The 26271-nt window shown below is 62.1% G+C and carries 25 protein-coding genes; 15 read left to right on the plus strand and 10 right to left on the minus strand.

Features of this window, described 5'->3' with window-relative positions; genetic code table 11:
• The first annotated feature begins 81 nt into the window (after positions 1 to 81).
• The 5 genes from RSO67_RS22380 to RSO67_RS22400 all read left to right on the plus strand — a co-directional run bounded on the left by RSO67_RS22380 (position 82) and on the right by RSO67_RS22400 (position 4833).
• The gene (locus RSO67_RS22380; protein WP_315840629.1) at positions 82 to 1332 is read left to right on the plus strand and encodes an ABC transporter substrate-binding protein; all 1251 of its coding nucleotides are present in this window, start codon (positions 82 to 84) and stop codon (positions 1330 to 1332) included.
• 265 nt (positions 1333 to 1597) lie between these two features.
• Positions 1598 to 2431, plus strand: coding sequence for a branched-chain amino acid ABC transporter permease (locus RSO67_RS22385; RefSeq protein WP_315844332.1), 834 nt, complete (start codon positions 1598 to 1600; stop codon positions 2429 to 2431).
• Positions 2431 to 3414 carry a branched-chain amino acid ABC transporter permease gene (locus RSO67_RS22390; protein WP_315840630.1) on the plus strand — a complete coding sequence of 328 codons (984 nt, stop codon included), beginning with the start codon at positions 2431 to 2433 and terminating at the stop codon, positions 3412 to 3414. Before RSO67_RS22385 ends, RSO67_RS22390 begins: the two co-directional genes overlap by 1 nt.
• Positions 3411 to 4145 carry an ABC transporter ATP-binding protein gene (locus tag RSO67_RS22395; protein WP_315840631.1) on the plus strand — a complete coding sequence of 245 codons (735 nt, stop codon included), beginning with the start codon at positions 3411 to 3413 and terminating at the stop codon, positions 4143 to 4145. Before RSO67_RS22390 ends, RSO67_RS22395 begins: the two co-directional genes overlap by 4 nt.
• Positions 4129 to 4833, plus strand: coding sequence for an ABC transporter ATP-binding protein (locus RSO67_RS22400; protein WP_315840632.1), 705 nt, complete (start codon positions 4129 to 4131; stop codon positions 4831 to 4833). Before RSO67_RS22395 ends, RSO67_RS22400 begins: the two co-directional genes overlap by 17 nt.
• Positions 4834 to 4851: 18 nt before the next feature.
• Here the strand turns inward: RSO67_RS22400 and RSO67_RS22405 are convergent, their stop codons facing one another.
• Complete coding sequence (locus RSO67_RS22405; RefSeq protein ID WP_315840633.1) at positions 4852 to 5517, minus strand: aldolase; 666 nt, start codon at positions 5515 to 5517, stop codon at positions 4852 to 4854.
• Positions 5518 to 5650: 133 nt separating this feature from the next.
• On the opposite strand from RSO67_RS22405, the gene ltnD reads away from it, so the two are divergent.
• From ltnD to RSO67_RS22430, 5 genes are all read left to right on the plus strand, one after another.
• On the plus strand, positions 5651 to 6583 hold the full coding sequence (gene ltnD / locus RSO67_RS22410; RefSeq protein WP_315840634.1) for an L-threonate dehydrogenase: 933 nt from the start codon (positions 5651 to 5653) through the stop codon (positions 6581 to 6583).
• A 17-nt stretch (positions 6584 to 6600) separates the two neighbouring features.
• A complete protein-coding gene (gene otnI, locus RSO67_RS22415) occupies positions 6601 to 7383 on the plus strand; it encodes a 2-oxo-tetronate isomerase (protein WP_315840635.1) in 783 nt (260 codons plus the stop codon).
• On the plus strand, positions 7380 to 8657 hold the full coding sequence (gene otnK, locus RSO67_RS22420) for a 3-oxo-tetronate kinase (protein WP_315840636.1): 1278 nt from the start codon (positions 7380 to 7382) through the stop codon (positions 8655 to 8657). Before otnI ends, otnK begins: the two co-directional genes overlap by 4 nt.
• 457 nt (positions 8658 to 9114) lie before the next feature.
• Entirely contained in the window at positions 9115 to 12312 is a 3198-nt protein-coding gene (locus RSO67_RS22425; protein ID WP_315840637.1) for an efflux RND transporter permease subunit, read from the plus strand.
• On the plus strand, positions 12302 to 13510 hold the full coding sequence (locus RSO67_RS22430; protein WP_315840638.1) for an efflux RND transporter periplasmic adaptor subunit: 1209 nt from the start codon (positions 12302 to 12304) through the stop codon (positions 13508 to 13510). Before RSO67_RS22425 ends, RSO67_RS22430 begins: the two co-directional genes overlap by 11 nt.
• Positions 13511 to 13575: 65 nt before the next feature.
• Here the strand turns inward: RSO67_RS22430 and RSO67_RS22435 are convergent, their stop codons facing one another.
• Genes RSO67_RS22435 through RSO67_RS22445 form a run of 3 tightly spaced genes read right to left on the minus strand, consistent with a single transcriptional unit; the run spans position 13576 to position 16706 of the window.
• Positions 13576 to 14031: a PaaI family thioesterase gene (locus RSO67_RS22435; protein ID WP_315840639.1), complete on the minus strand. Its 456-nt coding sequence runs from the start codon at positions 14029 to 14031 to the stop codon at positions 13576 to 13578.
• A gap of 6 nt (positions 14032 to 14037) precedes the next feature.
• Positions 14038 to 15555, minus strand: a complete 1518-nt coding sequence (locus RSO67_RS22440; RefSeq protein ID WP_315840640.1) for an acetyl-CoA acetyltransferase — start codon at positions 15553 to 15555, stop codon at positions 14038 to 14040.
• 17 nt (positions 15556 to 15572) lie between these two features.
• The gene (locus RSO67_RS22445) at positions 15573 to 16706 is read right to left on the minus strand and encodes a nitronate monooxygenase (protein ID WP_315840641.1); all 1134 of its coding nucleotides are present in this window, start codon (positions 16704 to 16706) and stop codon (positions 15573 to 15575) included.
• A gap of 210 nt (positions 16707 to 16916) precedes the next feature.
• On the opposite strand from RSO67_RS22445, the gene RSO67_RS22450 reads away from it, so the two are divergent.
• On the plus strand, positions 16917 to 18584 hold the full coding sequence (locus tag RSO67_RS22450; protein WP_315840642.1) for an NAD(P)/FAD-dependent oxidoreductase: 1668 nt from the start codon (positions 16917 to 16919) through the stop codon (positions 18582 to 18584).
• A 196-nt stretch (positions 18585 to 18780) separates the two neighbouring features.
• Here RSO67_RS22450 and RSO67_RS22455 read toward each other — a convergent pair whose 3' ends face one another.
• A complete protein-coding gene (locus RSO67_RS22455) occupies positions 18781 to 19572 on the minus strand; it encodes an SDR family oxidoreductase (protein ID WP_315840643.1) in 792 nt (263 codons plus the stop codon).
• Positions 19573 to 19735: 163 nt separating this feature from the next.
• On the opposite strand from RSO67_RS22455, the gene RSO67_RS22460 reads away from it, so the two are divergent.
• The 3 genes from RSO67_RS22460 to RSO67_RS22470 are packed head-to-tail and all read left to right on the plus strand — an operon-like array spanning position 19736 to position 21965.
• Positions 19736 to 20530 (plus strand): enoyl-CoA hydratase/isomerase, encoded by a 795-nt coding sequence (locus tag RSO67_RS22460; RefSeq protein WP_315840644.1) that lies wholly within the window; start codon positions 19736 to 19738, stop codon positions 20528 to 20530.
• Positions 20531 to 20533: 3 nt separating this feature from the next.
• Positions 20534 to 21532 (plus strand): phosphotransferase family protein, encoded by a 999-nt coding sequence (locus tag RSO67_RS22465; protein WP_315840645.1) that lies wholly within the window; start codon positions 20534 to 20536, stop codon positions 21530 to 21532.
• A gap of 58 nt (positions 21533 to 21590) precedes the next feature.
• Positions 21591 to 21965, plus strand: coding sequence for a DUF6285 domain-containing protein (locus RSO67_RS22470; RefSeq protein WP_093759524.1), 375 nt, complete (start codon positions 21591 to 21593; stop codon positions 21963 to 21965).
• Between the two features lie 11 nt (positions 21966 to 21976).
• Here the strand turns inward: RSO67_RS22470 and RSO67_RS22475 are convergent, their stop codons facing one another.
• On the minus strand, positions 21977 to 22756 hold the full coding sequence (locus RSO67_RS22475; RefSeq protein ID WP_116661614.1) for an enoyl-CoA hydratase-related protein: 780 nt from the start codon (positions 22754 to 22756) through the stop codon (positions 21977 to 21979).
• A gap of 132 nt (positions 22757 to 22888) precedes the next feature.
• Here RSO67_RS22475 and RSO67_RS22480 point away from each other — a divergent pair, with 132 nt between their 5' ends.
• Complete coding sequence (locus tag RSO67_RS22480; protein ID WP_315840646.1) at positions 22889 to 24163, plus strand: acyl-CoA dehydrogenase family protein; 1275 nt, start codon at positions 22889 to 22891, stop codon at positions 24161 to 24163.
• Between the two features lie 9 nt (positions 24164 to 24172).
• Here the strand turns inward: RSO67_RS22480 and RSO67_RS22485 are convergent, their stop codons facing one another.
• The 4 genes from RSO67_RS22485 to RSO67_RS22500 form a co-directional block, all read right to left on the minus strand.
• Positions 24173 to 24808 (minus strand): HAD family hydrolase, encoded by a 636-nt coding sequence (locus RSO67_RS22485; RefSeq protein ID WP_315844333.1) that lies wholly within the window; start codon positions 24806 to 24808, stop codon positions 24173 to 24175.
• Between the two features lie 15 nt (positions 24809 to 24823).
• Positions 24824 to 25198 (minus strand): TIGR02301 family protein, encoded by a 375-nt coding sequence (locus RSO67_RS22490; RefSeq protein ID WP_092139467.1) that lies wholly within the window; start codon positions 25196 to 25198, stop codon positions 24824 to 24826.
• Positions 25199 to 25278: 80 nt separating this feature from the next.
• Complete coding sequence (locus RSO67_RS22495) at positions 25279 to 25701, minus strand: NUDIX hydrolase (protein WP_092139465.1); 423 nt, start codon at positions 25699 to 25701, stop codon at positions 25279 to 25281.
• Positions 25702 to 25705: 4 nt separating this feature from the next.
• Positions 25706 to 26221 (minus strand): hypothetical protein, encoded by a 516-nt coding sequence (locus RSO67_RS22500; RefSeq protein ID WP_410001767.1) that lies wholly within the window; start codon positions 26219 to 26221, stop codon positions 25706 to 25708.
• Positions 26222 to 26271: the final 50 nt, after the last annotated feature.

The following is a 26271-nucleotide window of genomic DNA, read 5'->3' on the forward strand; positions in this document are numbered from 1 at the left end:
GAAGCAGCTTGCCGATCTTTCGGGCTTTACCGTAACCTTGATTAGTTTCATCGATAGCCGCCGGTCACAAAGGACAAAGACATGACGATTTCTCGCCGAAACGTATTGCTTGGAGGCGCCGCTTCCGCCGCGCTGCTGCCTCTCGCCAAGCCCGCGCGCGCGCAGGTCAAGGAAGTTGTGATCGGCGTGATTTATCCGCTGTCCGGCGCCAGCGCGCAGATCGGCGTCGACGCGCAGAAGGCTTTCGAAACGGCTGCCGACATCATCAACAAGGATTACGATTTCGCATTGCCGATGGCGAAGGGTGAAGGCTTCACCGGTCTCGGCGGCGCCAAGGTGCGTCTCGTATTCGCCGACCATCAGGCTGATCCGCAGAAGGGCCGCGCTGAAGCCGAGCGTCTCATTACCCAGGAGAAGGTTTCGGCCATCGTCGGCACCTATCAGAGCGCCGTCGCCGTCACCGTCAGCCAGATCTGTGAACGCTACCAGATCCCGTTCCTGTCGGCCGACAACTCGTCGCCAAGCCTGCATCGCCGCGGTTTGAAATATTACTTCCGCGCCGCTCCGCATGACGAAATGTTTTCGACGGCGATGTTCGATTTCTTCGATGCGCTGAAGAAAAAAGGCCAGAAGATCGAGACGCTGGCGCTGTTCCATGAAGACACTATCTTCGGCACCGACTCGGCGAATGCGCAGCTCAAGCTCGCTGCCGACCGTGGTTACAAGATCGTCGCGGACATCAAGTATCGCGCCAATTCGCCGTCACTCACTGCCGAAGTGCAGCAGCTCAAGGCTGCCAATGCCGACGTGCTGATGCCGTCGAGCTACACGACCGATGGCATCCTGCTCATCAAGACCATGGGCGAACTCGGCTACAAGGCCAAGAACATCGTCGCACAGGACGCCGGCTTCTCCGAGAAGGCGCTGTATGACGCTGTCGGCGACAAGATTCCGGGCGTCATCTCGCGCGGTTCGTTCTCGCTCGATCTCGCCGCCAAGCGTCCGATGGTTGGCAAGATCAACGACATGTTCAAGGAGAAGTCCGGTAAGGACTTCAACGACTACTCCTCGCGCCAGTTTATGGGCCTTATCGTGATGGCCGACGCCATCAATCGTGCCAAGTCCACCGATGGCGAGAAAATCCGCGAAGCGCTGGTCGCCACCGACATGCCGGGTGAGAGCACGATCATGCCGTGGGCGAAGGTCAAGTTCGACGAGATGGGCCAGAACAACAACGCCGACCCGGTGCTGCTGCAGTATAACGGTGGCAAGTTCGTCACCATCTTCCCGCCGCAGGCCGCCGTGGCGGATGCGATCTGGCCGATGCCGTAAGGCGTGTTCTCTAAACGCATGTAGCGGCGTCGTCGGACTCGACGACGTCACCACACTCCGGTGTCATCCCCGCGAAGGCGGGGATCCATATCCTCCGAAGGATTGGTTTGCACCTGGTCTGACCGGCATCGCCCAGTTGTGATGTCGGTGGTTATGGGTCCCCGCTCCGCGCACGCCTACGGCGTGCTAGGCGGGGACGACGGACAGAGAGGATTACTTCGTGACCGCCGCGACCATCATCCAGAGCCTTGCCAGCGGATTGCTGATGGGGCTGCTCTACGGCCTGCTCGCGGTCGGCCTCGCGCTGATCTTCGGGTTGATGGACGTCACCAACTTCGCCCATGGCGAATTCCTGATGTTGGCGATGTATCTCACCTTCTTCCTGTTCATGTTCTGGGCGGTCGACCCACTGCTGTCGATCCCGCTGGTGGCCGCCGGCATGTTCGTGTTCGGCGCGGTGATCTATCTCGTGATCATACGCTTCGCGATGCGGGCCAAGGCCAATATCGGCATGGTGCAGATCTTCGCAACCTTCGGCCTCGCCATTCTGATGCGCGGTCTCGCGCAGTTCTTCTTCACCCCGGATTATCGCAGCATCCCCGCGTCGCTGCTTGGCGGCAAGACCATCTCGATCTTCGGCGTGTTCCTGCCGGTGCCGCAGCTCGTTGGCGCATTGATCTCGATCGCTGCCTTCGGCGCGCTCTACTTCTTCATGAAGAAGACCGACTTCGGTCGCGCGCTTGAAGCGACCCGTGAGGATGCCGGTGCCGTGGCGCTGGTCGGCATCGACAAGAACAAGGTGTTCGCCCTCGGCTGGGGCCTCGGTTCCGCGCTGATCGGTCTCGCCGGCGGCGTGATGGCGATCTTCTTCTACATCTATCCCGACGTTGGCGCGTCCTTCGCGCTGATCGCTTATGTCACCGTGGCGCTTGGCGGCTTTGGCAGCGTGTTCGGCGCGTTCGCGGGCGGCATCATCGTCGGTCTGGTCGAGGCGACCACGGCGATGATCCTGCCGCCGTCGCTCAAATCGGTCGGCATCTACGCCGTCTATCTCCTCGTAGTCTTTGTCCGGCCCCGCGGCCTGTTCGGATCGATCTGATGGACAGTTTTACCCAGCGTCGCCGCCGCGACCTCATTCTCGCCGCCGTGCTTGCGGCCATCGCCGCCTGCGTGCCGTTCTTCGTCAAGGACGTCTATGTCCAGAACATCATGGTGCTGACCCTGATGTATGCGGCGCTGTCGCAGGCCTGGAACATCCTTGGCGGCTATTGCGGCCAGATCTCGCTCGGCCACGCGCTGTATTTCGGCCTCGGCGCCTATACGACGGCACTGCTGTTCACCAAATTCGGCGTGCTGCCGTGGTTCGGCATGCTCGGCGGTGGCATCATCTCCGCGCTGATCGCGCTCGCCTTGGGCTATCCGACCTTCCGCCTGCGCGGCCATTATTTCGTCATCGCCACCATCGTCATCGCCGAAATTGGCTTCTTGCTGTTCCACAATTGGGACTATGCCGGTGCGGCGCTCGGCATCGACATTCCCGTGCGCGGCGATAGCTGGGCCAAGTTCCAGTTCACGCGCAGCAAGCTGCCCTTCTATTACTTCGCCCTCGTGTTCTGCTGCGTCGCCTGGTTCATCACCTGGTGGCTGGAAGACTCCAAATGGGGCTTCTGGTGGCGCGCGGTGAAGGACAATCCCGATGCGGCCGAAAGCCTCGGCGTCGTGGTGTTCAATTCCAAGATGGGCGCAGCGGCGGTCTCGGCCTTCCTCACCGCGATCGGCGGCGCGTTCTACGCGCAGTTCGTTTCCTATATCGACCCCGAAAGCGTCATGACCTTCCAGTTCTCGCTGCTGATGGCACTGCCGGCAGTGCTGGGTGGTATCGGTACGCTATGGGGACCCGTGCTCGGCGCGGTCATCCTGATCCCGATGACCGAACTGACGCGCTCCTTCATCGGCGGCTCCGGCCGCGGCGTCGATCTCATCCTCTATGGCACAGTGATCGTCGTGATCTCGCTGGCGCGGCCCGATGGCCTGCTTGGCCTGTTCTCGCGCCGTCCGGCGTCGAAGGGAGTGCCGCAATGACCGCGCCTCTACTTGAAACCCGCGGCGTCTGGCAGCGCTTCGGCGGCCTGATCGCCAATAGCGACGTGTCGATTTCCGTCGGTGCCGGCGAGATCGTCGGCCTCATTGGCCCGAACGGCGCCGGCAAGTCGACGCTGTTCAATCTGATCGCCGGCGTGCTGCCGCCCACGCAGGGAACGATCTGGTTCGATGGCAAGGATGTCACGAGGCTGCCCGCCGCAGAACGCTGCGCGCTCGGTATCGCGCGCACGTTCCAGGTGGTGAAGAGTTTCGAGACGATGACCGTCATTGACAACGTCATCGTCGGTGCGTTGATCCGCAACGACAAGATGCGCGATGCGCGGCGCAAGGCACATGAGGTGCTTGAGTTCTGCGGCCTCGCCCCGCGCGCTGACAAGCTCGCTCGCGATCTCATTCCGTCGGAGAAGCGCCGCCTCGAAGTCGCCCGTGCGCTGGCCACCGAGCCCAAGCTCCTGATGCTCGACGAGTGTCTTACCGGGCTCACGCCGCTTGAGGCGCAGTCCGGCGTGGCATTGGTGCGCAAGGTCCGCGAGACCGGCGTCACCGTGCTGATGGTCGAACACGTCATGGAAATCGTGATGCCGCTGGTCGACCGCGCCATCGTGCTCAATCTCGGCAAGAAGCTTGTCGAGGGCAAACCCACCGATGTCGTGCGGCATCCGGAAGTCATCAGCGCTTATCTCGGGGATCGTCATGCTGTCGGTGCGTGAAGCCACCACCGCCTATCAGGGGCTGGTCGCCATTTCGGATGTCACCATCGACGTCGCCAAGGGCGAGATCGTCGCGGTCTGTGGCTCCAATGGTGCCGGCAAGTCGACGCTGATCAAGACCATCGCCGGTGCCGAGCGTCCGCGTTCGGGCACCGTCACCTTCGACGGCGAGCAAATCAACGGCATCGCGCAGCATCTCATCACGGCGCGGGGCATTGCTTATGTGCCGGAAAACCGCCGGCTGTTTCCACGGCTTTCGGTGCACGACAATCTCCGGCTCGGCAGCTACATGTATCGTGGCAAGGCCGACCGCGACGAGCCGTTGAAGCTGGTGTTCGAACTGTTCCCGCGTTTGTCGGAGCGGCTCGAGCAACGCGCCGAAACGTTGTCCGGCGGAGAGCAGCAGATGCTGGCCATCGGCCGTGCGCTGATGACCCGGCCGCGGCTGCTGATGCTTGATGAGCCCTCGCAGGGCATCATGCCGAAACTGGTCGACGAAATCTTCCAGGCTGTCGTCAAGATCCGCAGTACCGGCATGACCGTGCTGATCGTCGAGCAGCGCATGGCCGAAGTGCTGGAGATCGCCGACCGCGCCTACATCCTGCAGACCGGTCGCGTCCAGATGCAGGGCAAGGCGTCGGAGATCGCGACCAATCCGGATGTGCGCAAGGCGTATCTGGGGCTGTAAGTTGAAGGACGTGGGCGACTAGTGCCCATGCCCATCATGTTCTGGCAGAACCAGCCCGAACGTTGCCACCAGATCCTTCACCTGCTCTGGTGACAGATGACGCGGGTTGAGCCCGCGCAGCAGCAGATAGAGTTTCGCGGTTTCCTCGAGTTCCTCGATGGCGTAGACCGCCGCCTCCAGCGTGTCGCCGGACACGACCGGGCCGTGATTGGCCAGCAGCACGGATGAATATTTACCGGCGAGGCCCTTGATGGCATCGGCGACCGCCGGATCGCCGGGCCGATAATAGGGCACCAGGGCCGTCGCGCCGCATTTCATTAGGTAATAGGGCGTTATCGGCGGCAGCACGGCGCGCGGATCGATCTCTGGCAGCATCGACACCGCCACCGAATGGGTCGAATGCAGATGCACCACGGCGCGGGCGGCGCTGCGGGTCTCATACAGTGCCGTATGCAGCGGAACCTCTTTGGTCGGCGCATCGCCAGATATGAGGCGGCCGTTGCTGTCGAGCCGCGACAGCCGGGCCGGATCGAGTGAGCCCAGTGACGCATTGGTCGGGCTCACGAGCCAGCCACCATCATCGCAGCGCACACTGATATTGCCTGATGAGCCCGGCGTCAGCCCACGGTCGAACAGCGAGAGGCCGAGTCGGCAGATATCTTCACGCAGCTTTGTGTCAGTCACCGGATGTCCTCGGTCTTTTCTTGGCATTTCCTCGTGATGCTTTTTCCCACGCTTTGGCATGATGGCCAAGCCGTGTTACCGAGAGGCAAGGCCGCCTGAAGCTGGCCATCGAGGACCCCTAGGGAATTGCCGCATGTCACTTGCATCTGAAAAACCAAGCTCTGAGAAACCTAGCGTCGCCGTTATTGGTCTGGGGTCGATGGGCTATGGCATGGCCCTGTCGCTCAAGAAGGCCGGCTTCACGGTGACCGGCTGCGACGTCTCGGCGGATGCGGTGAAGCGCTTCGTGGCTGACGGAGGGCAGGGCGCTGATACCCCGGCCGGCGCTGCACAGGGCGCGGATATCGTCATCAGCGTCGTCGTCAATGCCGCGCAGACGGCGACCATCCTGTTCGGGACGGATGGCGTTGCCGAAACGCTGCCGAAAGGCGCGGTATTCGTATCGTCCGCGACAATGGATCCAGATGTCGCCCGCCGCCTCGCTGGGGATCTCGAAGCCACCGGCCGGCATTACCTCGATGCCCCGATCTCCGGCGGTGCACAGCGCGCGGCGCAGGGCGAACTCACCATTCTTGCCTCCGGCAGCGAGCCTGCCTTTGCCAAGGCCCGGCCGGCGCTCGATGCGATGGCGGCCAAGCTCTATGAACTCGGCGATGCCGCCGGGCAGGGCGCCGCTTTCAAGATGATCAACCAGCTCCTCGCAGGCGTACATATCGCTGCCGCCTCGGAAGCCATCGCGTTTGCCGCCAAGCAGGGTCTGGATATCCGCAAGGTCTACGAGGTCATCACCGCCTCCGCCGGCAACTCCTGGATGTTCGAGAACCGCATGCCGCATGTGCTCGATGGCGATTACACGCCGCGCAGCGCGGTCGATATCTTCGTCAAGGATCTTGGCATCATCCAGGACATGGCGCGTACAGCGAAATTCCCGGTGCCGGTCTCCGCTGCGGCTTTGCAGATGTTTCTGATGACCTCGGCGTCAGGCATGGGCCGGGACGACGATGCGTCGGTGGCGCGGATGTATGCCAAGGTCACCGGTACCAAGCTGCCGGGCGAGTCGAATTAAAAACACGAGGACGATCGATGCCCCGCTTCGCCGCCAATCTCAGCATGATGTTCAACGAACACGCATTCCTCGATCGCTTCGATGCGGCGGCGAAGGCCGGCTTCACGGCGGTGGAATTCCTGTTTCCCTATGAGCATCCGCCGGAGGCGATTGCCGAGGGGCTGGAGCGCAACGGACTCAAGCAGGTGCTGTTCAATCTGCCGCCGGGCGACTGGAATGCCGGCGAAAAGGGATTTGCCGCTCGCCCCGACAAGTTCGATGAGCTTCGGCAGAGCATTCACACGGCGCTTCCCTATGCTCTGGCCACCAATGTTCGCCGCCTGCACATGATGGCGGGTCTCGCCGATCGCAAGGATCCGAAGGCCGTGGCGGCCTTCCGCAAATCCGTTGAATGGGCTGCGAACTTTCTCGGCGAACATGGCGTCGACGTGGTCATTGAGCCGATCAACCCGCGCGACGTGCCCGGTTATTTTCTCAACGACTTCATGTTTGCGCGCGACATCATCGCTGACATGAAGATTCCGAATCTTGGGCTGCAGTTCGATATCTATCACTGCCAGATCATGCACGGTGACGTCACCATGCGGCTGCGCGAGATGTTGCCGTGGATCGGGCATATCCAGATCGCCAGCGTGCCGTCGCGCAACGAGCCGTCCGGCGAGGAACTGAACTATCCGTTCCTGTTCGATGAACTCGATCGGATCGGCTACGACAATTATGTCGGCTGCGAATATCGCCCGGCTGGCGACACGGTCGCAGGACTTGGCTGGTTCAAGCCCTATGCCGGAGTGAAAGCATGACGCTGGCGCTGGGCTGCATCGCTGACGACTACACTGGTGCGTCCGACCTGGCCAACACGCTGACCCGCTGCGGTCTGCGCACGGTGCAGACCATCGGCATTCCCGCTGATGATCTGCACCTGCCGGACGTCGATGCCGTTGTCGTGTCGTTGAAGAGTCGCTCGATCGCGGCCAGCAGGGCGGTCGAGAAATCGCGCGCCGCCGAAAAATGGATGCGCAGCCGCGGCGCGGATCATGTGCTGTTCAAGATCTGCTCGACATTCGACTCCACCGATGCCGGCAATATCGGCCCGGTGATGGACGCGTTGCGGATCGATTCCGGTGACAATATCGTGCTGGTGACGCCGGCATTCCCCGAGACCGGCCGTACGGTCTATCAGGGCAATCTGTTCGTTGGCTCCGTGCCGTTGAACGAGAGCCCGCTGAAGGATCACCCGCTCAATCCGATGCACGACTCCAATCTCGTCCGTGTGCTGGCGCGGCAGAGCGCGACAAATATCGGGCTGGTCGATCTCGGAGTTGTCGCCTGTGGCGCCGACGTGGTGCGGACGCATCTCGATGGACTGTCGGAGAATGGCTTTGGCGCGGCGATCATCGACGCCGTATTTGCCAGCGATCTGGAAACCATCGGTGCGGTCGCCCTCGGTCATCGCGTCTCTGTCGGTGCATCCGGCATGGGGCTTGGTCTCGCGCGTGCACTGGTCGCGTCAGGGCGCGTCAAGGCGAATGCGGCGACCTCGATCAAGGATACGCCCGTGGGTGGCGCTGCAGCCTGTCTGGCCGGCAGTTGTTCGCAGGCGACGCTACAGCAGATCGCGCGCGCCGAACAGGTGATGCCGGTGCTGCGTCTCGATCCCGAACAGGTGATTGCCGGTGGCGCGGAAGTGCAGCGCGCGCTCGGTTGGGCGAAGGAACGGTTGGGTAAGGGCCCGGTCCTGATCGCCAGCAGTTCGACGCCGGATCAGGTGACGGCGCTGCAAAAGCGCCATGGCCGCGATGCCGCGGGGCATGCCATCGAGCAGGCGATGGCTGATCTCGCTGAAGGTCTCGTCCGCGCCGGCGTACAACGGCTCGTCGTGGCTGGCGGCGAGACATCCGGCGCTGTCGTGGATCGTTTGGGCATTCCGGGTTTTCTGGTCGGTGCGGAAATCGCCGCCGGTGTGCCGGTGTTGCGCGCGGTCGGTGCGGCGGAGCGCCAGATGCTGCTGGCGCTGAAGTCCGGCAATTTCGGTGGGCCGGCTTTTTTTGAAGATGCGCTTGGCCTGATGACCTGATGGATGTCGCCCAATCCCGGGGCGGCAGGCTGCCCGAATAGGCAGGGCGTTGCTTGCGCCGCGCGCATTACAGATAGTTCATCTTGACCGGCCTGTGACACCTTGGGTGTCGCGAGCCGCAACCACATCTTTTAAAGCCTAAACTGTTGTGCGGACGCCACGGCGGACCGGAAACAATTAACAATACCGCTGAAGTGAATTGCCGTGAGGCTTGGCGCGTTAGCTATTTTGTCGCAGGTCGGGTAAATCTGCTGGTGTGGACAGGCGCGGAAACCACTCGTTCGCAGCCCTTCATGCAAGAGGATTGCCCGTTCATTCATGAACCGAGCCGATAGGCTTATGCCGGCCCGGCTCACTAATCGGATGCGGACGATCTCTCTAAACAGGTGAATTCGATCGTGGGCAGGCGGGTCTTCCGCTGTGCCCCTCTCGTCAATGTATCGAGGACTACCCGTTCATGATCTCGTTGGTGCGCATCGCCCTCACCCGGCCTTACACCTTTGTGGTGCTGGCCCTGCTGTTGCTGATTGTCGGGCCGCTGGCCGCGCTTCGCACGCCAACCGATATTTTCCCTGATATTCGCATCCCTGTCATCGGCGTGGTCTGGCAGTATACCGGCCTCCCGCCGGACCAGATGTCCGGCCGTATCACAACGCCGTTCCAGCGTGCACTCACCACCACGGTCAATGACATCGAGCACATCACGGCGAATTCCTATGCCGGCTTCGGCATCATCAAGATCTTCTTCCAGCCCAATGTCGACATCCGCACCGCCAATGCGCAGGTCACCGCGATCTCGCAGACGCTGATCAAGCAGTTGCCGCCTGGCGCCACGCCGCCGCTGATCCTGAATTACTCGGCCTCGACGGTTCCGATCATCAACGTTGCTCTGTCAGGCGATGGTCTCACAGAACAGAACCTCGCCGATATCGGCATCAATCAGCTCCGTACACCGCTGGTCACCGTGCCCGGTGCGGCGATTCCGTACCCGTTCGGTGGCAAGCAGCGCCAGATCCAGATCGACCTCAATCCCGGCGCGCTACAGGCGCGCGGTCTGTCGGGGCAGGACGTCGCCAATGCATTGGCGGCGCAGAACCTGATCACGCCGGTCGGTACGCAGAAGATCGGCGAGTTCGAATACACGATCAACCTCAACAATTCGCCGCTGAAGATCGAAGAACTCGGCCGGCTGCCAATCAAGAGCGTCAACGGCGCCATGGTCTATGTGGACGACGTCGCCACCGTGCGCGACGGCAATCCGCCGCAGACCAATATCGTGCATGTGGATGGCAATCGCTCGGTGCTGATGCAGGTGCTAAAGGCCGGTTCGGTCTCGACGCTCGATATCATATCCGGCATCAAGCAGAAGGTGATCGACTATCGCGCGGCGCTGCCGGACGCGTTGAAGATCAGCTATATCGGCGACCAATCCGGCTTCGTGCGCGGCGCCATCGAGGGCGTGGCCGTGGAAGGCGTTATCGCGGCCTTGCTGACGTCGGTGATGATCCTGCTGTTCCTCGGCAGCTGGCGTTCCACCGTCATCATCGCGGTGTCGATCCCGCTAGCGGTGCTCGGCGCCATCATCATGCTGTCGATGATTGGCGAAACGCTGAACATCATGACGCTGGGCGGTCTGGCGCTCGCAGTCGGCATCCTCGTCGATGACGCCACGGTGACCATCGAAAACATCAATTACCATCTGGAGCAGGGCAAGGACGTCGAGAGCTCGATCATGGACGGTGCGGCGCAGATCGTGACGCCGGCATTCGTGTCGCTGCTGTGTATCTGTATCGTCTTCGTGCCGATGTTCTTCCTCAACGGCATCGCGCGCTTCCTGTTCGTGCCGATGGCCGAAGCGGTGATGTTCGCGATGGTCTGGTCGTTCCTGTTATCGCGCACGCTGGTGCCGACCATGGCCAAGTATCTGCTGCAGCGGCATGTCCATCATGACGGCGAGAAGCCGCCGACCCGCAATCCGCTGGTGCGCTTCCAGCGTGGCTTTGAGGCCGGCTTCGAACGTATTCGCGGCGGCTATCATGGCCTGCTGGATATGGCGCTGGCGCGGCGCCCCGTTTTTGTGATCGGCTTCCTCGGCGTCGTCGGCGTGTCATTCCTGCTGGTGCCGTTCCTCGGCCGCAACTTTTTCCCGTCGGTCGATGGCGGCGCCATCCTGATGCATGTCCGCGCCCAGGTCGGCACCCGCATCGAGGAAACTGCCAACCAGTTCGCTGATATCACCAAGGCGGTGCGCAAGATCATCCCGCCGGATCAGATCGAGACCATGACCGACAATATCGGCATGCCCGTCTCCGGCATCAATCTCACCTATAACAACACCGGCGTGATCGGCCCGCAGGATGGTGACTTCCAGATCAAGCTGAAGGAAGGCCACAGGCCGACCGAGGAATATGTCCGGCAATTGCGCGAACAACTGCCGCGGCAGTTCCCGGGTGTCAGCTTCGCCTTCCTGCCTGCCGACATCGTCAGCCAGATCCTGAACTTCGGCGCCCCGGCCCCGATTGACCTGCAGATCCGCGGTGCGAATCTCGCGGCGAACTTCGAATATGCCAACAAGCTGCTCGGCAAGATCCGTCGCATTCCCGGCATTGCCGATGCACGGCTCCAGCAGTCGCCGAACAATCCCGGCTTCAACATCGATGTCGACCGCACCCGTGCACAATATGTCGGCCTGACTGAGCGCGATGTCACCAACAGCCTCGTGGTCAACCTCGCAGGTTCGTCGCAAGTCGCGCCGACCTATTATCTCAGTCCCGATAACGGCGTGTCCTATTCCATCGTGATGCAGACGCCGCAATACAAATTGGATTCGCTGGGTGCGCTGGAGACGCTGCCGATCACGGCCGTGAATGCCAGCAACAACTCCCCGATGCTCGGCGGCATTGCCAGCATCAATCGCTCGACCTCGAATGCCGTGGTGTCGCAATATGACATCCAGTCCATGGTGCAGATCTATGCCACCACGCAGGGTCGCGATCTCGGCTCCGTGTCCAACGATATCTACAAGGTGTTGGAAGAAACCAAGGCGGATGTGCCGAAGGGCAGCAATGTGGCGCTGCTCGGTCAGGTGCAGACCATGAACAGCGCCTTTGCCGGCCTGTTGTTCGGCCTGCTCGGCGCTATCGTGCTAATCTATCTCTTGATCGTCGTGAACTTCCAGTCCTGGTCCGATCCGTTCGTGATCATCACCGCGCTGCCGGCGGCATTGGCCGGCATCGTCTGGATGCTGTTCACGACGCAGACCACGCTGTCGGTTCCGGCATTGACCGGCGCCATCATGTGTATGGGTGTCGCAACGGCCAATTCGGTGCTGGTGATTTCCTTTGCCCGCGAGCGCTACGCGATCCTCGGTGATCCCATCAAGGCCGCGTCCGAAGCCGGTTTCGTCCGCTTCCGCCCGGTACTGATGACGGCCCTGGCCATGATCATCGGCATGGCGCCGATGGCGCTGGGGCTGGGCGAGGGCGGCGAGCAAAATGCGCCACTTGGCCGCGCTGTCATCGGCGGCCTGATTTTTGCTACCATCGCCACGTTGATGTTCGTGCCGGTGGTTTTCAGCATGGTTCACAAGAAACAGCAGCCCGAAAATCAGCCTGCGGCTGACGTGGCTACCTCGGAGACTTTGCATGCCCACTGAGCAGACCCCCCCGGTGTCACGCCGCAAGCTCGGCCTGGTCGGAGTGATTGGCTTGTGCGCCGCCGGCGCCATCGTCGTCACCGGCATCATGGCCCGCGCCAAGACCGAGAGCGATTTGAAGACCTGGACCGACGATCAGGCGATCCCGACGGTGGCTGTGGCTCCGCCGGATGCCCGCGTTCTCAACGCGTCGCTCGATCTGCCCGGCCGGCTCGAAGCCTATTACCGCGCGCCGATTTTTGCCCGCGTCTCGGGCTATCTGAAGAGCTGGAGCGCCGATATCGGTGCACAGGTCAGATCCGGCCAGGTGATCGCCGAGATCGAAGCCCCGGATCTCGATCAGCAGTTGCTGCAGGCCCGCGCCGATCTCGTCAGTCAGCAGTCCAGCGCCAAGCTGTCGGAAGCGACGCTGAACCGCCGCAAGACGCTGGTGGCGTCGAATTTCGTCTCGGCGCAGGAAATCGACGAGCGCACTGCCGATCTGAACAACAAGCGCGCCGCCGTGAATTCCGGCCAAGCCAATGTCGAGCGTCTGGAAGCGCTGGCCGGTTACAAGAAGATCACCGCGCCGTTCGATGGCGTTGTGACCCAGCGCAACACCGACGTCGGCGCGCTGATCTCGGGCGGCACCGGCACCGGTGCCGCGATGTTCGTGGTATCTGATATCAAGAAGCTGCGCGTTTATGTCGACGTGCCGCAGAGCTATGTGCCGGCGATCAGGTTAGGTGCCAAGGCGATCATCAGCGTGCCCGATCATCCGAACAAGACGTTCCCGGCCACGGTGGAAGCTTCGTCGCAATCGGTCGATGTAGCTTCGGGGACCACGCGAATGCAGCTTGTGCTCGACAACCCCAACGGCGAATTGCTGCCGGGCGGTTATGCCAATGTGAAGATGAGCCTCGCGCGTGATTCCGCGCCGCTGCATGTGCCGGCTTCGGCACTGATCTTCAACAAGAGCGGCCTGCGCGTCGCAACCGTTGGACCGGACGACAAGATCCTGTTCAAGACCGTGACCATCGCCAGGGATCTCGGCCGCGACATCGAGCTCGCATCCGGCATCGCCGCCGACGATCGCATCGTCATTGCCCCGCCGGACGGCCTCAACGACGGCGACAAGGTCCGTATCACTGGCGGCAGCGGTACTCCGAAAAACGGCAAGCCGACGGCCGAGACGGACAAGAAGGAAGTGAAGGGGTAGGGCGTTGACGCCGCGCTATGCCGGGCTCGTATGCCCGGCATAGCGCCCCCTCCGTTTACGATTATCTAGTGCGTGATGCCTTCGCGATCGAATAGCGCCATCAAGGTGCAGCTCATTGTTGCGATCAGCTTCTCCTCGCCTCTCTCCACCGCAAAGGCCTGGCCCTCACAAACCGTTATGGTTCGGCCGGGCTTGAGCACGCGGGCCCGAAACAGGAACTGCTCGCCGCGGGCCGGGGCCAGAAAATTGGTCTTGAATTCGACGGTCAGAACCGCGGCATCGTCGGGCATCAGCGAGAAGGCGGCATATCCGCAGGCTGTATCCAGCGCTGTCGTGATGATGCCGGCATGAATGAATCCATGCTGCTGCGTAAAGGCGGTGTTGTACGGCATTTTGAGTTCGACTTCGCCGGCGGCCTGGCGAGCGACTTCGATACCCAGTGTTGTCATCGCCGTTTGGCGCGCGAAGCTCGCCTGCACACGGGCCTCGAAGTTTGCATCCTTTGGAATGAATTTGGTCATCTCGCTTTACTGCGCCTTTCGCCACTCCAGCACGCCATCATCCGCCGTGCTGATCGGCCCCGACGCCCCCACCGGCGTCTTGTCCTGATCCATCAGAAACGCCAGCGTCGCATTGTCCTGCGCCGGCACACGCGCCAGCGCGCGTTCATTGGCCGCGGTGCGGAGGATCACCACGCCGTGTTCGATCTCGCCACCGCGGCCGTAGATCACCGTGAAGCTTTCGACAGTGCCGTTGCCCGAGGCCTCGGTGACATATGTCGGGACCGGCTTGCGGTTGCGGTCGGCGTCCGCCTGCACATTGGTGTCCTGCGCGAGCGTCTCCTTTGGTGCCTCCTTCGACACCACCAATGCGTGGTGCTTGGTGACGAAGCCGCCCTGCGCGTAGAGCAGGCCCGTCTTGGTTCCCGCGCGGATTTTGCGGACCATCGCGCAGGCGGCATGCGCCATGTAGTCGTTCAGCGGCGCGCCAAAGAAGGTGAGACCGCCGGTCACGGTTGGTTGCACATCGCTGCCAAGGCCGAGGGTGCGGCGGGCCATCTTGGGCACGCAGGGGAAACAGCTATAGAGCTCGATGGCGCCGAAATTCTTGCCGGAGCCGCCGACCAGATCCATGGCCACCTTCAGCACCGCATTCTGCGCGTGGCTCTCCACATACTGGTCGCGGTCGAGATAGTCGCGCGGCTCCTCGGCTGAAGCGCCGCCCCAGATATGCACGATGCGGTCCTCGGGCACGCCAGCGGCGCGCGCTTTCGCAAGGCTGGTGACGAGGATGGCGGCCGACTGGTTCACCATCGGATTGGCGACCATTAGCTTGGTATAGGGCCAGGCAATCAGCCGGTTGTCGGGCGTCGGTGTAGTGATTTGTTCCGGTGTGTAAGCCTTTTTGATCCACGCCTCGGGATTGGTCGCAGCGACGCCCGCATAGCGTGACCACAGCTCGCCGGATTCGCGATGCGCCTCCCGCGGCGTCTGGCCCCAATGCGCGGCAGAGGCGGCTTCATAGAACGGGTAGACCGTGACCGGTTTGGCCACGCCGAGCTTGGTCGCCATCGGCTTCTGATAGTTGGCACCGCGGAGCGGCTCCGGCGCATCCTTGGCGAATGGAGTCCAAGGCAGATCCACCTTGGCACGTTCGGCCTTGGTGGCAGTGCCCTGCGATTCCGCGCCGGTGATCGCCGCGACCTGGGATTCGCCGCGCGCGATCCGCTTCGCCGCCTCGTGAATATAGCGGATCGGACTCTCGCCGCCGACCGGACCGTAATAGGCGTGCTTCGGCGCGATGCCGAGCTTCTCGCTGAGCTGCTTCTCCGGCGCGGTGTAACGCCAGCTCAGGAAGTTCACGATGTCGAGCGAGTCGATATCCCCAAGCAGTTTCCCGCCAGAGTCCTGCTCCGCGCGCTTCAGTGCTTCGATCATCAGCGCGAGCGGCTCAAGACCTTCCGTGAGCTCCCCCGGATGATCGGAGAATTCGCCGACGCCGACGATGACGGGGATGCGGTCTTCAGCTTGGTTCGATACTGCCATTGTTCTTGCTCTTGCCTCTATTCTGAAACCAGCATGGTGAGGTGCTCTGCCGCTTCGGCAAAGTCCTCCTTGAATTCCTGCACAACTGCGCCTGCCGACTTGACGCTGTCAATCAGGCCGACGCCTTGCCCGACGAAATAGCTGACCAGATCCCGTGCCTGCGCATTGCCCGCGGCTGCGGAACGATCAATCGAGGCGAAGGCGTCGCGGCTGATCAGGCTCTGCAGTGGCATCGGCAGCGCGCCGGGGCTGTCTTCGCCGCGATCCCAGGCATCGGTCCAGACCGAGCGCAATTGCCGTGCGGGCTTGCCGGTACGGCCCCTGGAGCGGATCGCATCGCGCGACGAGGCGGCAATCATCTTCTCGCGAAAGATTTCGGAGGTTTCGGATTCCGTGGTCGCGAGCCACACCGAACCGGTCCAGACGCCTGCCGCGCCCATCGCCATACAGCCGGCCATCTGCCGCCCGGTCATGATGCCGCCGGCGGCGAGCACCGGCACTTCGCGCATCGGCTTGATGGCCTTGATCACCTCTGGCACCAGCACCATGGTCGAGACCTCGCCGCAATGGCCGCCGGCCTCGGTGCCCTGCGCCACGAGAATATCGACGCCGGCCGCAACCTGCCGGATCGCATGTTCCTTGGCACCGACGAGTGCCGCCACCGGAACGCCATGGGCTTTGCCCATCTCGATCATCGCCTTCGGCGGCACGCCGAGTGCATTGGCGATCAGCCGGATCGGATGGTTGAAGGAGACGTCGAGCAGCCGCAGTGCAGTCTCGCCGTCGAATGGCTGCGGCTGATCGGAGGAGACTTCGGTGATCTTGAGATCGACGCCGTATTTCTTCAGCAGGCTCCTGGTGAAAGCGCGATGTTCCGGCGTGATGCGGCGCTCCAGCGACTTCCAGGTGACATCCTTCTCGCCTGCGGTGGAGATGTTCTCGGGGATCAGTACGTCGATGCCGTAAGGCTTGCCGTCGACATGATCGTCGATCCACCTCAGTTCCTGCTCCAGCGTCTCCGGAGAATGCGCGGTGGCGCCGAGCACACCGAAGCCGCCGGCACGGCTGACGGCAGCAACCACGTCGCGGCAATGGCTGAAGGCGAGTAGCGGAAACGCGATGCCCAGCATCTCGCAGATTGGCGACTTCATCGGCGTGTCTCCCTGAATCTCTTGTGACCCGCTTCATGTGGCGAGTTCGTGATGAACGCTAGCGTATGGGGAAGGGCGATGCCAAGCGGACGAGGGCATTCCGCCTGGCAAAATACCGGGGCAACGACGCCAGATTTCCTGCTTGCGCTTTCGCGTCATGCGGGAAATGCTGCGTGTAACAAGCAAAGCAAAAAATACGGGAGTGAACGCATGGCCGCTGCACAGCCGCAATCTGTCTCACATCAAAACGCGCGCATCGATGTCGTGGTCGTCGGCGCAGGGTTCGCGGGGCTTTATCTGCTGCACAAGCTGCGCGGTCTCGGTCTCCATGTGAAAGTCTTCGAACAGGGCGGCGATGTCGGCGGCACATGGTACTGGAACCGCTATCCCGGCGCGCGTTGCGACGTCGAGAGCATGCAGTATTCGTTTTCGTTCGATGACAAATTGCAGCAGGAATGGAACTGGAGCGAGCGCTATGCGCCGCAACCTGAAATCCTGCGCTATGCCGGCCATGTCGCCGATCGCTATGATCTGCGCAGGGACATCCAGTTCAACACGACGGTCAAATCCGCAGTTTTCGATGAGTGCGCTAATCGATGGGCGGTAACGACTTCCGATGGACAGGCCACCATCGCGCAGCATGTCGTGCTCGCGACGGGTTGTCTGTCGAATGCCCGCACGCCCGATTTCAGGGGCATGAAGGATTTCAAGGGCAAGGTCTATCACACCGGCAACTGGCCGCATGAGACGGTCGATTTCACCGGCCTGCGCGTCGGTGTCATCGGCACCGGATCGTCGGCGATCCAGTCGATCCCGCTGATCGCCGAACAGGCGAGCCAGCTCACTGTGTTCCAGCGCACCGCAAATTTTAGCGTGCCGGCGCGCAATGCGCCGCTTACCGATGATGAGCGCAAATCGTTTCGCGACAACTATCCGGAGATTCGCCGGCAGGCGCGTGAGGAGTTCAAGAACGGCATCGTGCAGCCGGTTCCGGATCGCGGCGCGCTCGACGATCCGGAGCATGCAAGGCGTGAGAAGTATCACGCGCGATGGACATCGGGCGGACTTACCTTCATGGGCGTCTACAATAACCTGGTCCTGGATCAGCGCGCCAACGATACCGCCGCCGATTTTATCCGCGAGAGAATCTCAGAGATCGTCAGCGATCCCGAAACGGCAAGGCTGCTGCAGCCGACCGATCATCCGGTTGGTTCAAAGCGTATCTGCGTCGATACAGATTACTATGCGACCTTCAATCGCCCGAATGTGACGCTGGTCGATATCAAGGCCCATCTGATCGAACAGATTCTGCCGCATGCCGTGCGCACCGGCGGCAAGAATTACGAGGTCGACGCACTGGTGCTCGCCACCGGCTTCGATGCGATGACCGGTTCGGTCGCCAAGATCGACATTCGCGGCCGCGGCGGCCAGACGCTGAATGACAAATGGGCGGAAGGCCCACGAACCTATCTCGGCTTGATGAGCGCCGGGTTCCCGAACCTCTTTATCGTCACCGGCCCCGGCTCGCCGTCTGTGCTGTCAAACATGATCGTGTCCATTGAGCAGCATGTCGACTGGATCACCGACTGCCTTAGCTATATGCGTGACCGTGGCGCAGAGGCGATCGAGGCGACGCATCCCGCGGAGGACAAGTGGGTCGCGCATGTCAATGAGGTCGCGGCCGGCACGCTCTATCCCCAGGCCAATTCCTGGTACATGGGGGCCAACATCCCCGGCAAACCGCAGATATTCATGCCCTATATCGGCGGCGTCGGCGTCTACCGGCAGATTTGCAACGATGTGGCGGCGAAGGACTATGAGGGATTTGCAATGACGGTGGGCGTGCGGCCAAAGACGAAGGAAGCTGTGGCATTGTAGCTTTTTCCCTCTCCCCCAGCGCAGCGAAGCTGCGCGCTGCGGGAGAGGGTGCCTGAGCGAAGCGAAGGCGGGAGAGGGTCTTGCCGCATACGCAGAATTGCCCTCTCCCGTCTCGACCGCTGTCGCGGTCGATCCACTCTCTCCACGGCGCGGAGCTTCGCTCCGCTGGGGGCGAGGGGAAGCAAGGGCTGTCCGTCTAAAACGCCGTATACCCGCCATCGATCACGAACGTATCCGCCGTGTGATACGATGACGCCTTGCTCATCAGATAGACAGCGATGCCGCCAAAATCCGACGGTTCGCCGAAACGGCGCACCGGGATGCGCGGCATGACATTGGCGACGAATTTCTCGTTGCCCATGATTCCTGCGGTCATGTCGCTCTTGATCCAGCCCGGCAGGATTGCGTTGGCTGTCACGCCCTGACGGGCCAATTCGACGGCCAGCGCGCGCACCAGCGCATTGATCGCGGCCTTGGTCGCCGCATAGTGCTCGTTGCGCGCGGTGCCGAAGATCGAGGCGAGGCTCGATGTTGCGACCAGCCGGCCGAACTTGTCGCCGGCCTCGGCGCGTTCCGTCATATGTCGCGCGGCGACCTGGAAGGCATGGAAGACACCATCGAGATTGGTGGCGAACATGGTGCGCCACTGTTCTTCGGTGCGGTCGATGAAATTGTGCCGTCCGCCGCCGCCGATACCGGCATTGGCGAAGCAGCCATCGACACGGCCGAATGTCTTGAGCGTGGCATCCATCGCCGCCTTCACCGAGGCCGTGTCGGTCACGTCGCTGACCAGCGTTTCGACCTTGCCACTGCAATCCGCCATGGTGGCAGCCGCGGCCTTGTTCTTCTCGGTGTTGCGGCCCCAGATCGAGACGTTGCAACCAGCGGTGGCCAGCGCCTGCGCGATGCCGAGGCCGATACCGCCATTGCCGCCGGTGATGACGGCCACGCGGCCGCTGAGGTCGAATATCTGTGTAGGCGTTGCCATGTCAGCGTTTCCATGTTTGGCGCGCGTTATGCCGTGCGTCCGTTGGTGGGCTGGTGTTCCCCCGGAAGCATGGACAAGCGCGTCCGAAAAATCAAATATGCTGCCTGACATACAAAGCTTCCACACCGCGGAATAAACACGCGGACTATCCCGTGAGGAAACCATGCAGTTCAAACACGTCACCCTCGATTTCGACGGTAATGTCGCCATTCTGAAGCTCGATCATCAGGAGGTGATGAATGCGGTCTCGGTCGATATGCTTGGCGGCCTCACCGAGGCGCTGGAAGAAATCGACGAGCGCCGCGACAATGTGCGTTGTCTGGTGATCACGGGCGCCGGCCGGGCCTTCTGCACCGGCGCAAATCTTCAGGGTCGCAACAATCAGGTGACGAAGTCGCGCAGCAGCGCGGGCGCGACGCTGGAGACCGCTTTCCATCCGTTCCTGCGCCGGTTGCAGAACCTGCATTGTCCGATCGTCACCGCAGTGAACGGCCCGGCGGCCGGTGCGGGCATGAGCTTCGCGCTGATGGGCGATCTCATTCTCTGTGCGAAGTCGTCGTATTTTCTGCAGGCTTTCCGTCGTATCGGCCTGGTGCCGGATTGCGGCTCGACCTGGATTCTGCCCCGCCTGATCGGCAAGGCGCGCTCGGTGGAGCTGTCGCTGCTCGGCGAAAAGCTGCCGGCTGAGAAGGCGCTGGAATGGGGTCTCATCAACCGTGTCTATGACGACGCCGCGCTGATGGACGAGGCCATGAAGCTCGCGCATGACCTTGCCGACGGTCCGACGGTGGCGTTGTCGTTGATCCGTAGGCTCTATTGGGACAGCCCGGAAAATTCCTTCGAGGACCAGATCAATCTCGAAGTGCAGTCGCAGCGGATTGCCGGTGCGTCGCCGGACTTCAAGGAAGGCGTCGCCGCATTCCTCGAGAAGCGCCCGGCCAAGTTCACGGGCAAATAGGCCTTGAGCTCAGCTTCCGTCGCGGAGCTGCTCGCACGCAGCGTCACGTCGTGGTGCAATGGCGCCACCGGCGTGACGGATGCAAAGCGTTTGTCCGGTGGCGCCAGCCAGGAGACGTGGTCGTTCGACATCACGCATCCCGATGGCACTATCGGCGCGATCCTGCGCCGCGCGCCGTCGGGTTATGGTGCTGCGCCCGGTCGTGCTGCGGGTCTCGATGCCGAAGCGGTGCTGATGCAGCTGGCCTTTGATGCGGGTGTACCGTCGCCGAAGGTGTTGCATGTGCTCAAACCCGATGACGATCTGGGAACCGGCTTCATCATGCAGCGAGTCGCTGGCGAAACCATCCCGCGCAAGATTTTGCGCGACGATGAATTCGCGGGCGCGCGGCCCAAACTTGCCCGGCAATGCGGCCAGATCCTCGCCGAGATCCACGGACTGCCTGCTGCGAGCCTGCCGCAGCTTCGCCGCATGACTGCCGCAGCAGAAATCGCCGAATTACAGCGCGAGATCGACGGTTTTGGCTGGCCGCGCCCGGTGTTCCAGCTGGCGTTGCGCTGGCTGCGCGACAACGATCCCGGCCCGTCAGAACGCGTCACTTTGGTGCATGGCGATTTCCGCCACGGCAATCTGATGATCGGGCCTGATGGCGTGCGCGCGGTGCTGGACTGGGAGCTGGCGCATCTCGGTGATCCCATAGAGGATCTCGGCTGGATCTGCGTCAATTCATGGCGCTTCGGCGTCATGGACAAGCCGGTTGGCGGGTTTGGTACTTATGAAGAATTGTTCGCTGGTTACGAAGCGGCCAGCGGAATCGCTGTCGATGCACAGCGGGTGAAATTCTGGGAAGTGATGGGCACGCTACGTTGGGGCGTGATGTGCGTCGGGATGATGCAGCGGTTTCGTCTCGGCCCGGATCATTCGATGGAGCGTGCGATGATCGGGCGGCGATCGTCGGAGACGGAGATCGATCTGTTACGGCTATTGGCGCCGCGCGCATGATCCCGAAAAGTGGCGACCGGTTTTCGGATCAGATCATGCGCAAAAACAAGGTGATGACATGCAGGACGAACCGAGGCCCGACGAACTGGTGAAGGCCGTCGCGGATTTTCTCCGCAACGACATTGCACCTCAAATCTCAGGTCATGCGGCCTTCAAGCTGCGTGTCGCGATCAACGCGCTCGATCTCGTGACGCGGCAACTGACACTGGCTGGCGACAGCGATGCTGCCGAGCTGCATGGCCTGACGATGCTGCTCGGCGTGCACGGCACGCTCGACGGGTTGAACCAGGATCTTGCTGACCGCATCGCGCAAGGCGACATCGATCTCACGACGCCCGGTGTGAAAGAGCATCTGTGGCAGACGACACTGGCGAAGCTCGCCGTCGATCAGCCGAATTACGCGGCGTACAAACGCGAGCTGGAACCGAAGTAAGCGCCGCGGCGCTACTTCCCCTTCCAGTTCGGCTTGCGCTTCTCCGAGAACGCCTTCGGCCCTTCAATATAGTCTTCCGACGCCGCCATCGCCTTCACCGCCGGATATTCGCGCTGCTCGGTGATCGCCTGCTCCAGCGACACCGCCATGCCCTTCTGGATCGCCTGCTTGGAGGCGCGGATCGACATCGGTGAGTTCTGGCAGATGGTCTCGGCCCAGCGCAGCGCGGCATTCAGGGCCTCGCCCTGCGGCACCACCTCGTTGACGAAGCCGAGTTCATAGCCTTCCTGCGGTTTCACATGGCGTGCAGTGAGGATCATACCCATGGCGCGCTTCATGCCGATCTGGCGCGGCAGGCGCTGCAGGCCGCCGGCAAGAGCAGCGAGGCCGACGCGCGGCTCGGGCAGGGCAAAGGTCGCATTCTCCGCGGCGATGATCAGGTCGCAAGCCAGTGCAATCTCGAAGCCGCCGCCCATGGCAACGCCGTTCACCGCAGCAATGATCGGTTTGTCGCAATCGAAGCGCGCGGTGAGGCCGGCGAAGCCCGACGTGTTCCAGCCGCGTTTGCCGCCGGCGGCCTGCCACTTCAGATCGTTGCCGGCGCAGAACGCCTTGTCGCCGGCGCCGGTGACGATCGCCACCCACTGTTCGGGATCGCTAGCGAAGTCGTTGAACACCTCGTGCAGCTCGTTATGTGCATCGGTGTGCAGCGCGTTGTAAACTTCCGGACGCGACAGCGTCACGATGGTGATCGGTCCCTTGCGGGTCACGGTTGAGAATTGCAGAGCCATCGCGGCCTCCCTTTTGTTTTTCGTTAGGCAGAATTTACGCCGCGCGGGCGCGCTTGACTTGATCGGACGATGCCATCTTAATCGCTCGATTAACAAGAGCAACAAAGCTCGGAAAACAATCGGGAGAGCGCCTTGGATTTTTCCCTGCCGGCCGATCTGGTCGCCTATCTCGCCGAACTCGATTCATTTATCCTGCGCGAGATCAAGCCGCTCGAAGAGCGTGATGACAATATCCGCTTCTTCGATCACCGCCGCGAATGGGCCCGCACGGATTTCGACAACGGCGGCCTGCCGCGCCATGAATGGGAGCAGCTGCTGCGTCAGGCGAAGAATCTTGCGGACGGCGCCGGCCATCTGCGCTTTGCGATCCCGAAGCGCTATGGCGGCAAGGACGGCAGCAATCTCTGGATGGCCGTGATCCGCGAGCATTTCGCCGCCAAGGGTCTTGGCCTGCACAACGATCTGCAGAACGAACACTCCATTGTTGGCAATCTGCCGTTGGTGACGATGCTGGATCGCTATGGCCGCGACGACCAGAAGGAGATGATCGAGGGCTCGATCACCGGCAAATATCGCATCACCTTCGGTCTCACCGAACCCGAACACGGCTCCGATGCCACGCATATGGAGACGACGGCCGTCGAGGCGACGCGTGATGGCGTCAAGGGCTGGGTCATCAACGGCGAGAAGATGTGGACCACGGGCATGCATGTGGCCACGCATTGCGCGCTGTTCGCGCGCACGTCGGGGAACGACGGCGATGCGCGCGGCATCACCTGTTTCCTGGTGCCGGCCAAGGCCGCAGGCGTAAAGATCGAAGAATATATGTGGACCTTCAATATGCCCACAGACCATCCGCGTGTGTCGTTCACCGATGTGTTCGTGCCGGATGATGCACTGTTCGGCGAGATCGGCCGCGGCCTGTCGCTGGCGCAGTGTTTCGTGCACGAGAACCGTATCCGGCAGGCGGCGAGTTCGCTCGGTGCGGCGGTCTATTGCATCAACGAGAGCGTCAAATATGCGCGCGAGCGCAAGCCGTTCGGAGAGGAGCTGGCGCGCAACCAGGGTATCCAGTTTCCGCTGGTGGAGTTGGCAACGCAGGCCGAGATGCTGCGGCTTCTGATCCGCAAGACCGCGTGGGAGATGGATCAGCTCACCCAGGCGCAGGTCGAGCACACGCTGTCCGACAAGGTGTCGATGTGTAATTACTGGGCCAACCGGCTGTGTTGTGAATCCGCCGACCGCGCGATGCAGGTGCATGGCGGGATGGGCTATTCACGGCACAAGCCATTCGAGCATATCTATCGCCACCACCGCCGCTATCGCATCACTGAAGGCAGTGAGGAAATCCAGAAGCGCAAGGTCGCGGGCTTCCTGTTCGGTTATATGGGCGTCAATAAGCACTGACGTGCTGCGTCAGTCGATGTAGCTCGGAATTTCTGCGGGCGAAGCCACCAGATGCTTCGCCCCGGCGCTCGTCAGTTCCTCGCGACCGCCATAGCCATAGAGCACGCCGATCGCCGCAATGCCGTTATTCGCGGCGCCGATGATGTCGTGCTTGCGGTCGCCGATCATGATCGCTCGCGCCGGATCGACTGAGGCTTCATCAAGCGCGTAGCGCAGCAAGTCGCTCTTGTCGACGCGGGTGCCGTCGAGCTCCGAGCCGAACACGCGGGTGAAGTATTTGCGCAGGCCGAAGTGGTCGATGATGCGATCGGCGAACACATGCGGCTTGCTGGTTGCAACGAACAGCCGTCGTCCCGGCGCGGTCACCGCCGTCAGTGTGTCTGCGATGCCGGGATAGAGCGTGTTCTCGAACAGGCCGATGGTACCGAAGCGCTCGCGATAGAGTTCGACGCCGCGGTCAGCATCCTTCTCGCCGCCGAGCAGCGCCACGAAGCTGGCGCGCAACGGTGGGCCGATGCACCAGGTCAGTTCGTCCTGTGTCGGGACGGGAAGCCCGAGCTTGCCGAGCGCATACTGGATTGAGCCCGTGATGCCGATCTTGGGATCGGTGAGCGTTCCGTCGAGATCGAAAAAGACCGTGTCGATCGCATGTGGCTTCATCTAATTCGCATACCTTGCGGTGAGATCGCGCGAGATCCGCGAGCCTTCGTCGATATAACGACGGATCGCGATACTGGCGGCGGGCGTGCAGGTCCGGTAGGTCTGCTGGAAGCCGTTATAGCCGCGGTTGAAGCCGGCGATCATGCGGGCGCGGCGCTCGCCCGACGGCGTTTCGGCATCGACCAGCGCCTGCATTTCGTTGCGCCACTTGTTGCCCTCGTTGTTGCCGCAGATGCCGCGCAGATAATGCAGCGCACCGAGAATCTCCGACATCCGCTGCAAGTCATTGTCGAATGGCGCAGCCGCGTCCTGCGCCCGGGCAGAGCCAGCGCCGACCGTCACAACCGTCAGAATGATGAGCAGGTGCTTCAACATGAATGGTCCCGGAACCCGGCTGATATGCCTTTTCAAGGCGCCTGAGGCAAGGCAGCGCTGCAGGTGCGACAAGGGGTTATCTATGGTCCGACGAGATCTTCCGCCATGGCGAGGATCGGACCGAGGCCATCGGTGGTCTTGAAGGCGCCGAGATCGTCCGGCGCGACCCACTGGAAATCGTCGAGTTCGTCGTTCAGTTCGGGCTCGCCAGCCACCCAGCGTGCCGCAAAGGACATGATCAGGTAATGCCCGGCGACCTTGTCGTTCGGCAGCACTTCGCGAAAGCCGGACAGGCCGACAATGTCGATGGTCAGCCCGGTTTCCTCCATCACCTCGCGGGCGAGGGCGACAGCGAGGGATTCGCCAAATTCCACGCGTCCGCCGGGGAGCGAATAGAAGCCCTTGCCGGGCGAGCGGGCACGGCGGACCAGCAGCACTTTGCCATCCCGGAAGATGGCGGCGCTGGTGGCGAGTTGTGGATGAGCGGGAGGCGTGTCGGTCACGAGGTCATTGCGCCATGATGCTGTCGACGTCAGATTCCTGATCGCGGCCGTTGATGATGCCGCCGGCGGTGCCGACCATCGGTTTGACCCAGCCGGCAGCCTGTTCGGCCAGCATGGCACGGGTCCGGTCCTGCTGCACGGTGCGCATGGCTTCGCCGACAGTTGTCAGGATTTGCGTCATGTTCGCGACCAGCGCATCGAATTCTGCACGGATGGTTGGGCGTGCAGCCTCATAGGATGCAATGGCGAGATCGCGGGCCTTGAAGTTGGATTTGATGAAGTGCTCAGCATAGCTGAGCGGCTGCCATTCCAGAAACAGCTCATAGCAGTCCGGCATGTCCGGGATCAGCTCGAGCAACATGATGGCTTCGTTGAAGTGATTCAGATAGTCGGTGGCCAGACCCGTGCGTGGGTTGATATTGGCGGCCATCAGCTCGGCAGCGGACGCGACGGGGCCGGCACCGGCACTGGCCAGATCGCGATGGTCATGCTGCGCCGGTTGTATGGCCGTCAGGGTCATATGTCGCACTGTTGGGGTTTTGGGTTAAAACCGCCTGAAGAGGCAGGATT

Source organism: Tardiphaga sp. 709 (assembly GCF_032401055.1).
Taxonomy (GTDB): Bacteria; Pseudomonadota; Alphaproteobacteria; order Rhizobiales; family Xanthobacteraceae; genus Tardiphaga.

What these genes read in the sequence shown, in the direction of transcription:
- RSO67_RS22380 (WP_315840629.1), top strand. Translation starts at nt 82, where the DNA reads ATGACGATTTCTCGCCGAAACGTATTGCTTGGAGGCGCCGCTTCCGCC.
- RSO67_RS22385 (WP_315844332.1), top strand. Translation starts at nt 1,598, where the DNA reads ATGGGGCTGCTCTACGGCCTGCTCGCGGTCGGCCTCGCGCTGATCTTC.
- RSO67_RS22390 (WP_315840630.1), top strand. Translation starts at nt 2,431, where the DNA reads ATGGACAGTTTTACCCAGCGTCGCCGCCGCGACCTCATTCTCGCCGCC.
- RSO67_RS22395 (WP_315840631.1), top strand. Translation starts at nt 3,411, where the DNA reads ATGACCGCGCCTCTACTTGAAACCCGCGGCGTCTGGCAGCGCTTCGGC.
- RSO67_RS22400 (WP_315840632.1), top strand. Translation starts at nt 4,129, where the DNA reads ATGCTGTCGGTGCGTGAAGCCACCACCGCCTATCAGGGGCTGGTCGCC.
- ltnD (WP_315840634.1), top strand. Translation starts at nt 5,651, where the DNA reads ATGTCACTTGCATCTGAAAAACCAAGCTCTGAGAAACCTAGCGTCGCC.
- otnI (WP_315840635.1), top strand. Translation starts at nt 6,601, where the DNA reads ATGCCCCGCTTCGCCGCCAATCTCAGCATGATGTTCAACGAACACGCA.
- otnK (WP_315840636.1), top strand. Translation starts at nt 7,380, where the DNA reads ATGACGCTGGCGCTGGGCTGCATCGCTGACGACTACACTGGTGCGTCC.
- RSO67_RS22425 (WP_315840637.1), top strand. Translation starts at nt 9,115, where the DNA reads ATGATCTCGTTGGTGCGCATCGCCCTCACCCGGCCTTACACCTTTGTG.
- RSO67_RS22430 (WP_315840638.1), top strand. Translation starts at nt 12,302, where the DNA reads ATGCCCACTGAGCAGACCCCCCCGGTGTCACGCCGCAAGCTCGGCCTG.
- RSO67_RS22435 (WP_315840639.1), bottom strand. Translation starts at nt 14,031, where the DNA reads ATGACCAAATTCATTCCAAAGGATGCAAACTTCGAGGCCCGTGTGCAG.
- RSO67_RS22440 (WP_315840640.1), bottom strand. Translation starts at nt 15,555, where the DNA reads ATGGCAGTATCGAACCAAGCTGAAGACCGCATCCCCGTCATCGTCGGC.
- RSO67_RS22445 (WP_315840641.1), bottom strand. Translation starts at nt 16,706, where the DNA reads ATGAAGTCGCCAATCTGCGAGATGCTGGGCATCGCGTTTCCGCTACTC.
- RSO67_RS22450 (WP_315840642.1), top strand. Translation starts at nt 16,917, where the DNA reads ATGGCCGCTGCACAGCCGCAATCTGTCTCACATCAAAACGCGCGCATC.
- RSO67_RS22455 (WP_315840643.1), bottom strand. Translation starts at nt 19,572, where the DNA reads ATGGCAACGCCTACACAGATATTCGACCTCAGCGGCCGCGTGGCCGTC.
- RSO67_RS22460 (WP_315840644.1), top strand. Translation starts at nt 19,736, where the DNA reads ATGCAGTTCAAACACGTCACCCTCGATTTCGACGGTAATGTCGCCATT.
- RSO67_RS22470 (WP_093759524.1), top strand. Translation starts at nt 21,591, where the DNA reads ATGCAGGACGAACCGAGGCCCGACGAACTGGTGAAGGCCGTCGCGGAT.
- RSO67_RS22475 (WP_116661614.1), bottom strand. Translation starts at nt 22,756, where the DNA reads ATGGCTCTGCAATTCTCAACCGTGACCCGCAAGGGACCGATCACCATC.
- RSO67_RS22490 (WP_092139467.1), bottom strand. Translation starts at nt 25,198, where the DNA reads ATGTTGAAGCACCTGCTCATCATTCTGACGGTTGTGACGGTCGGCGCT.
- RSO67_RS22500 (WP_410001767.1), bottom strand. Translation starts at nt 26,221, where the DNA reads ATGACCCTGACGGCCATACAACCGGCGCAGCATGACCATCGCGATCTG.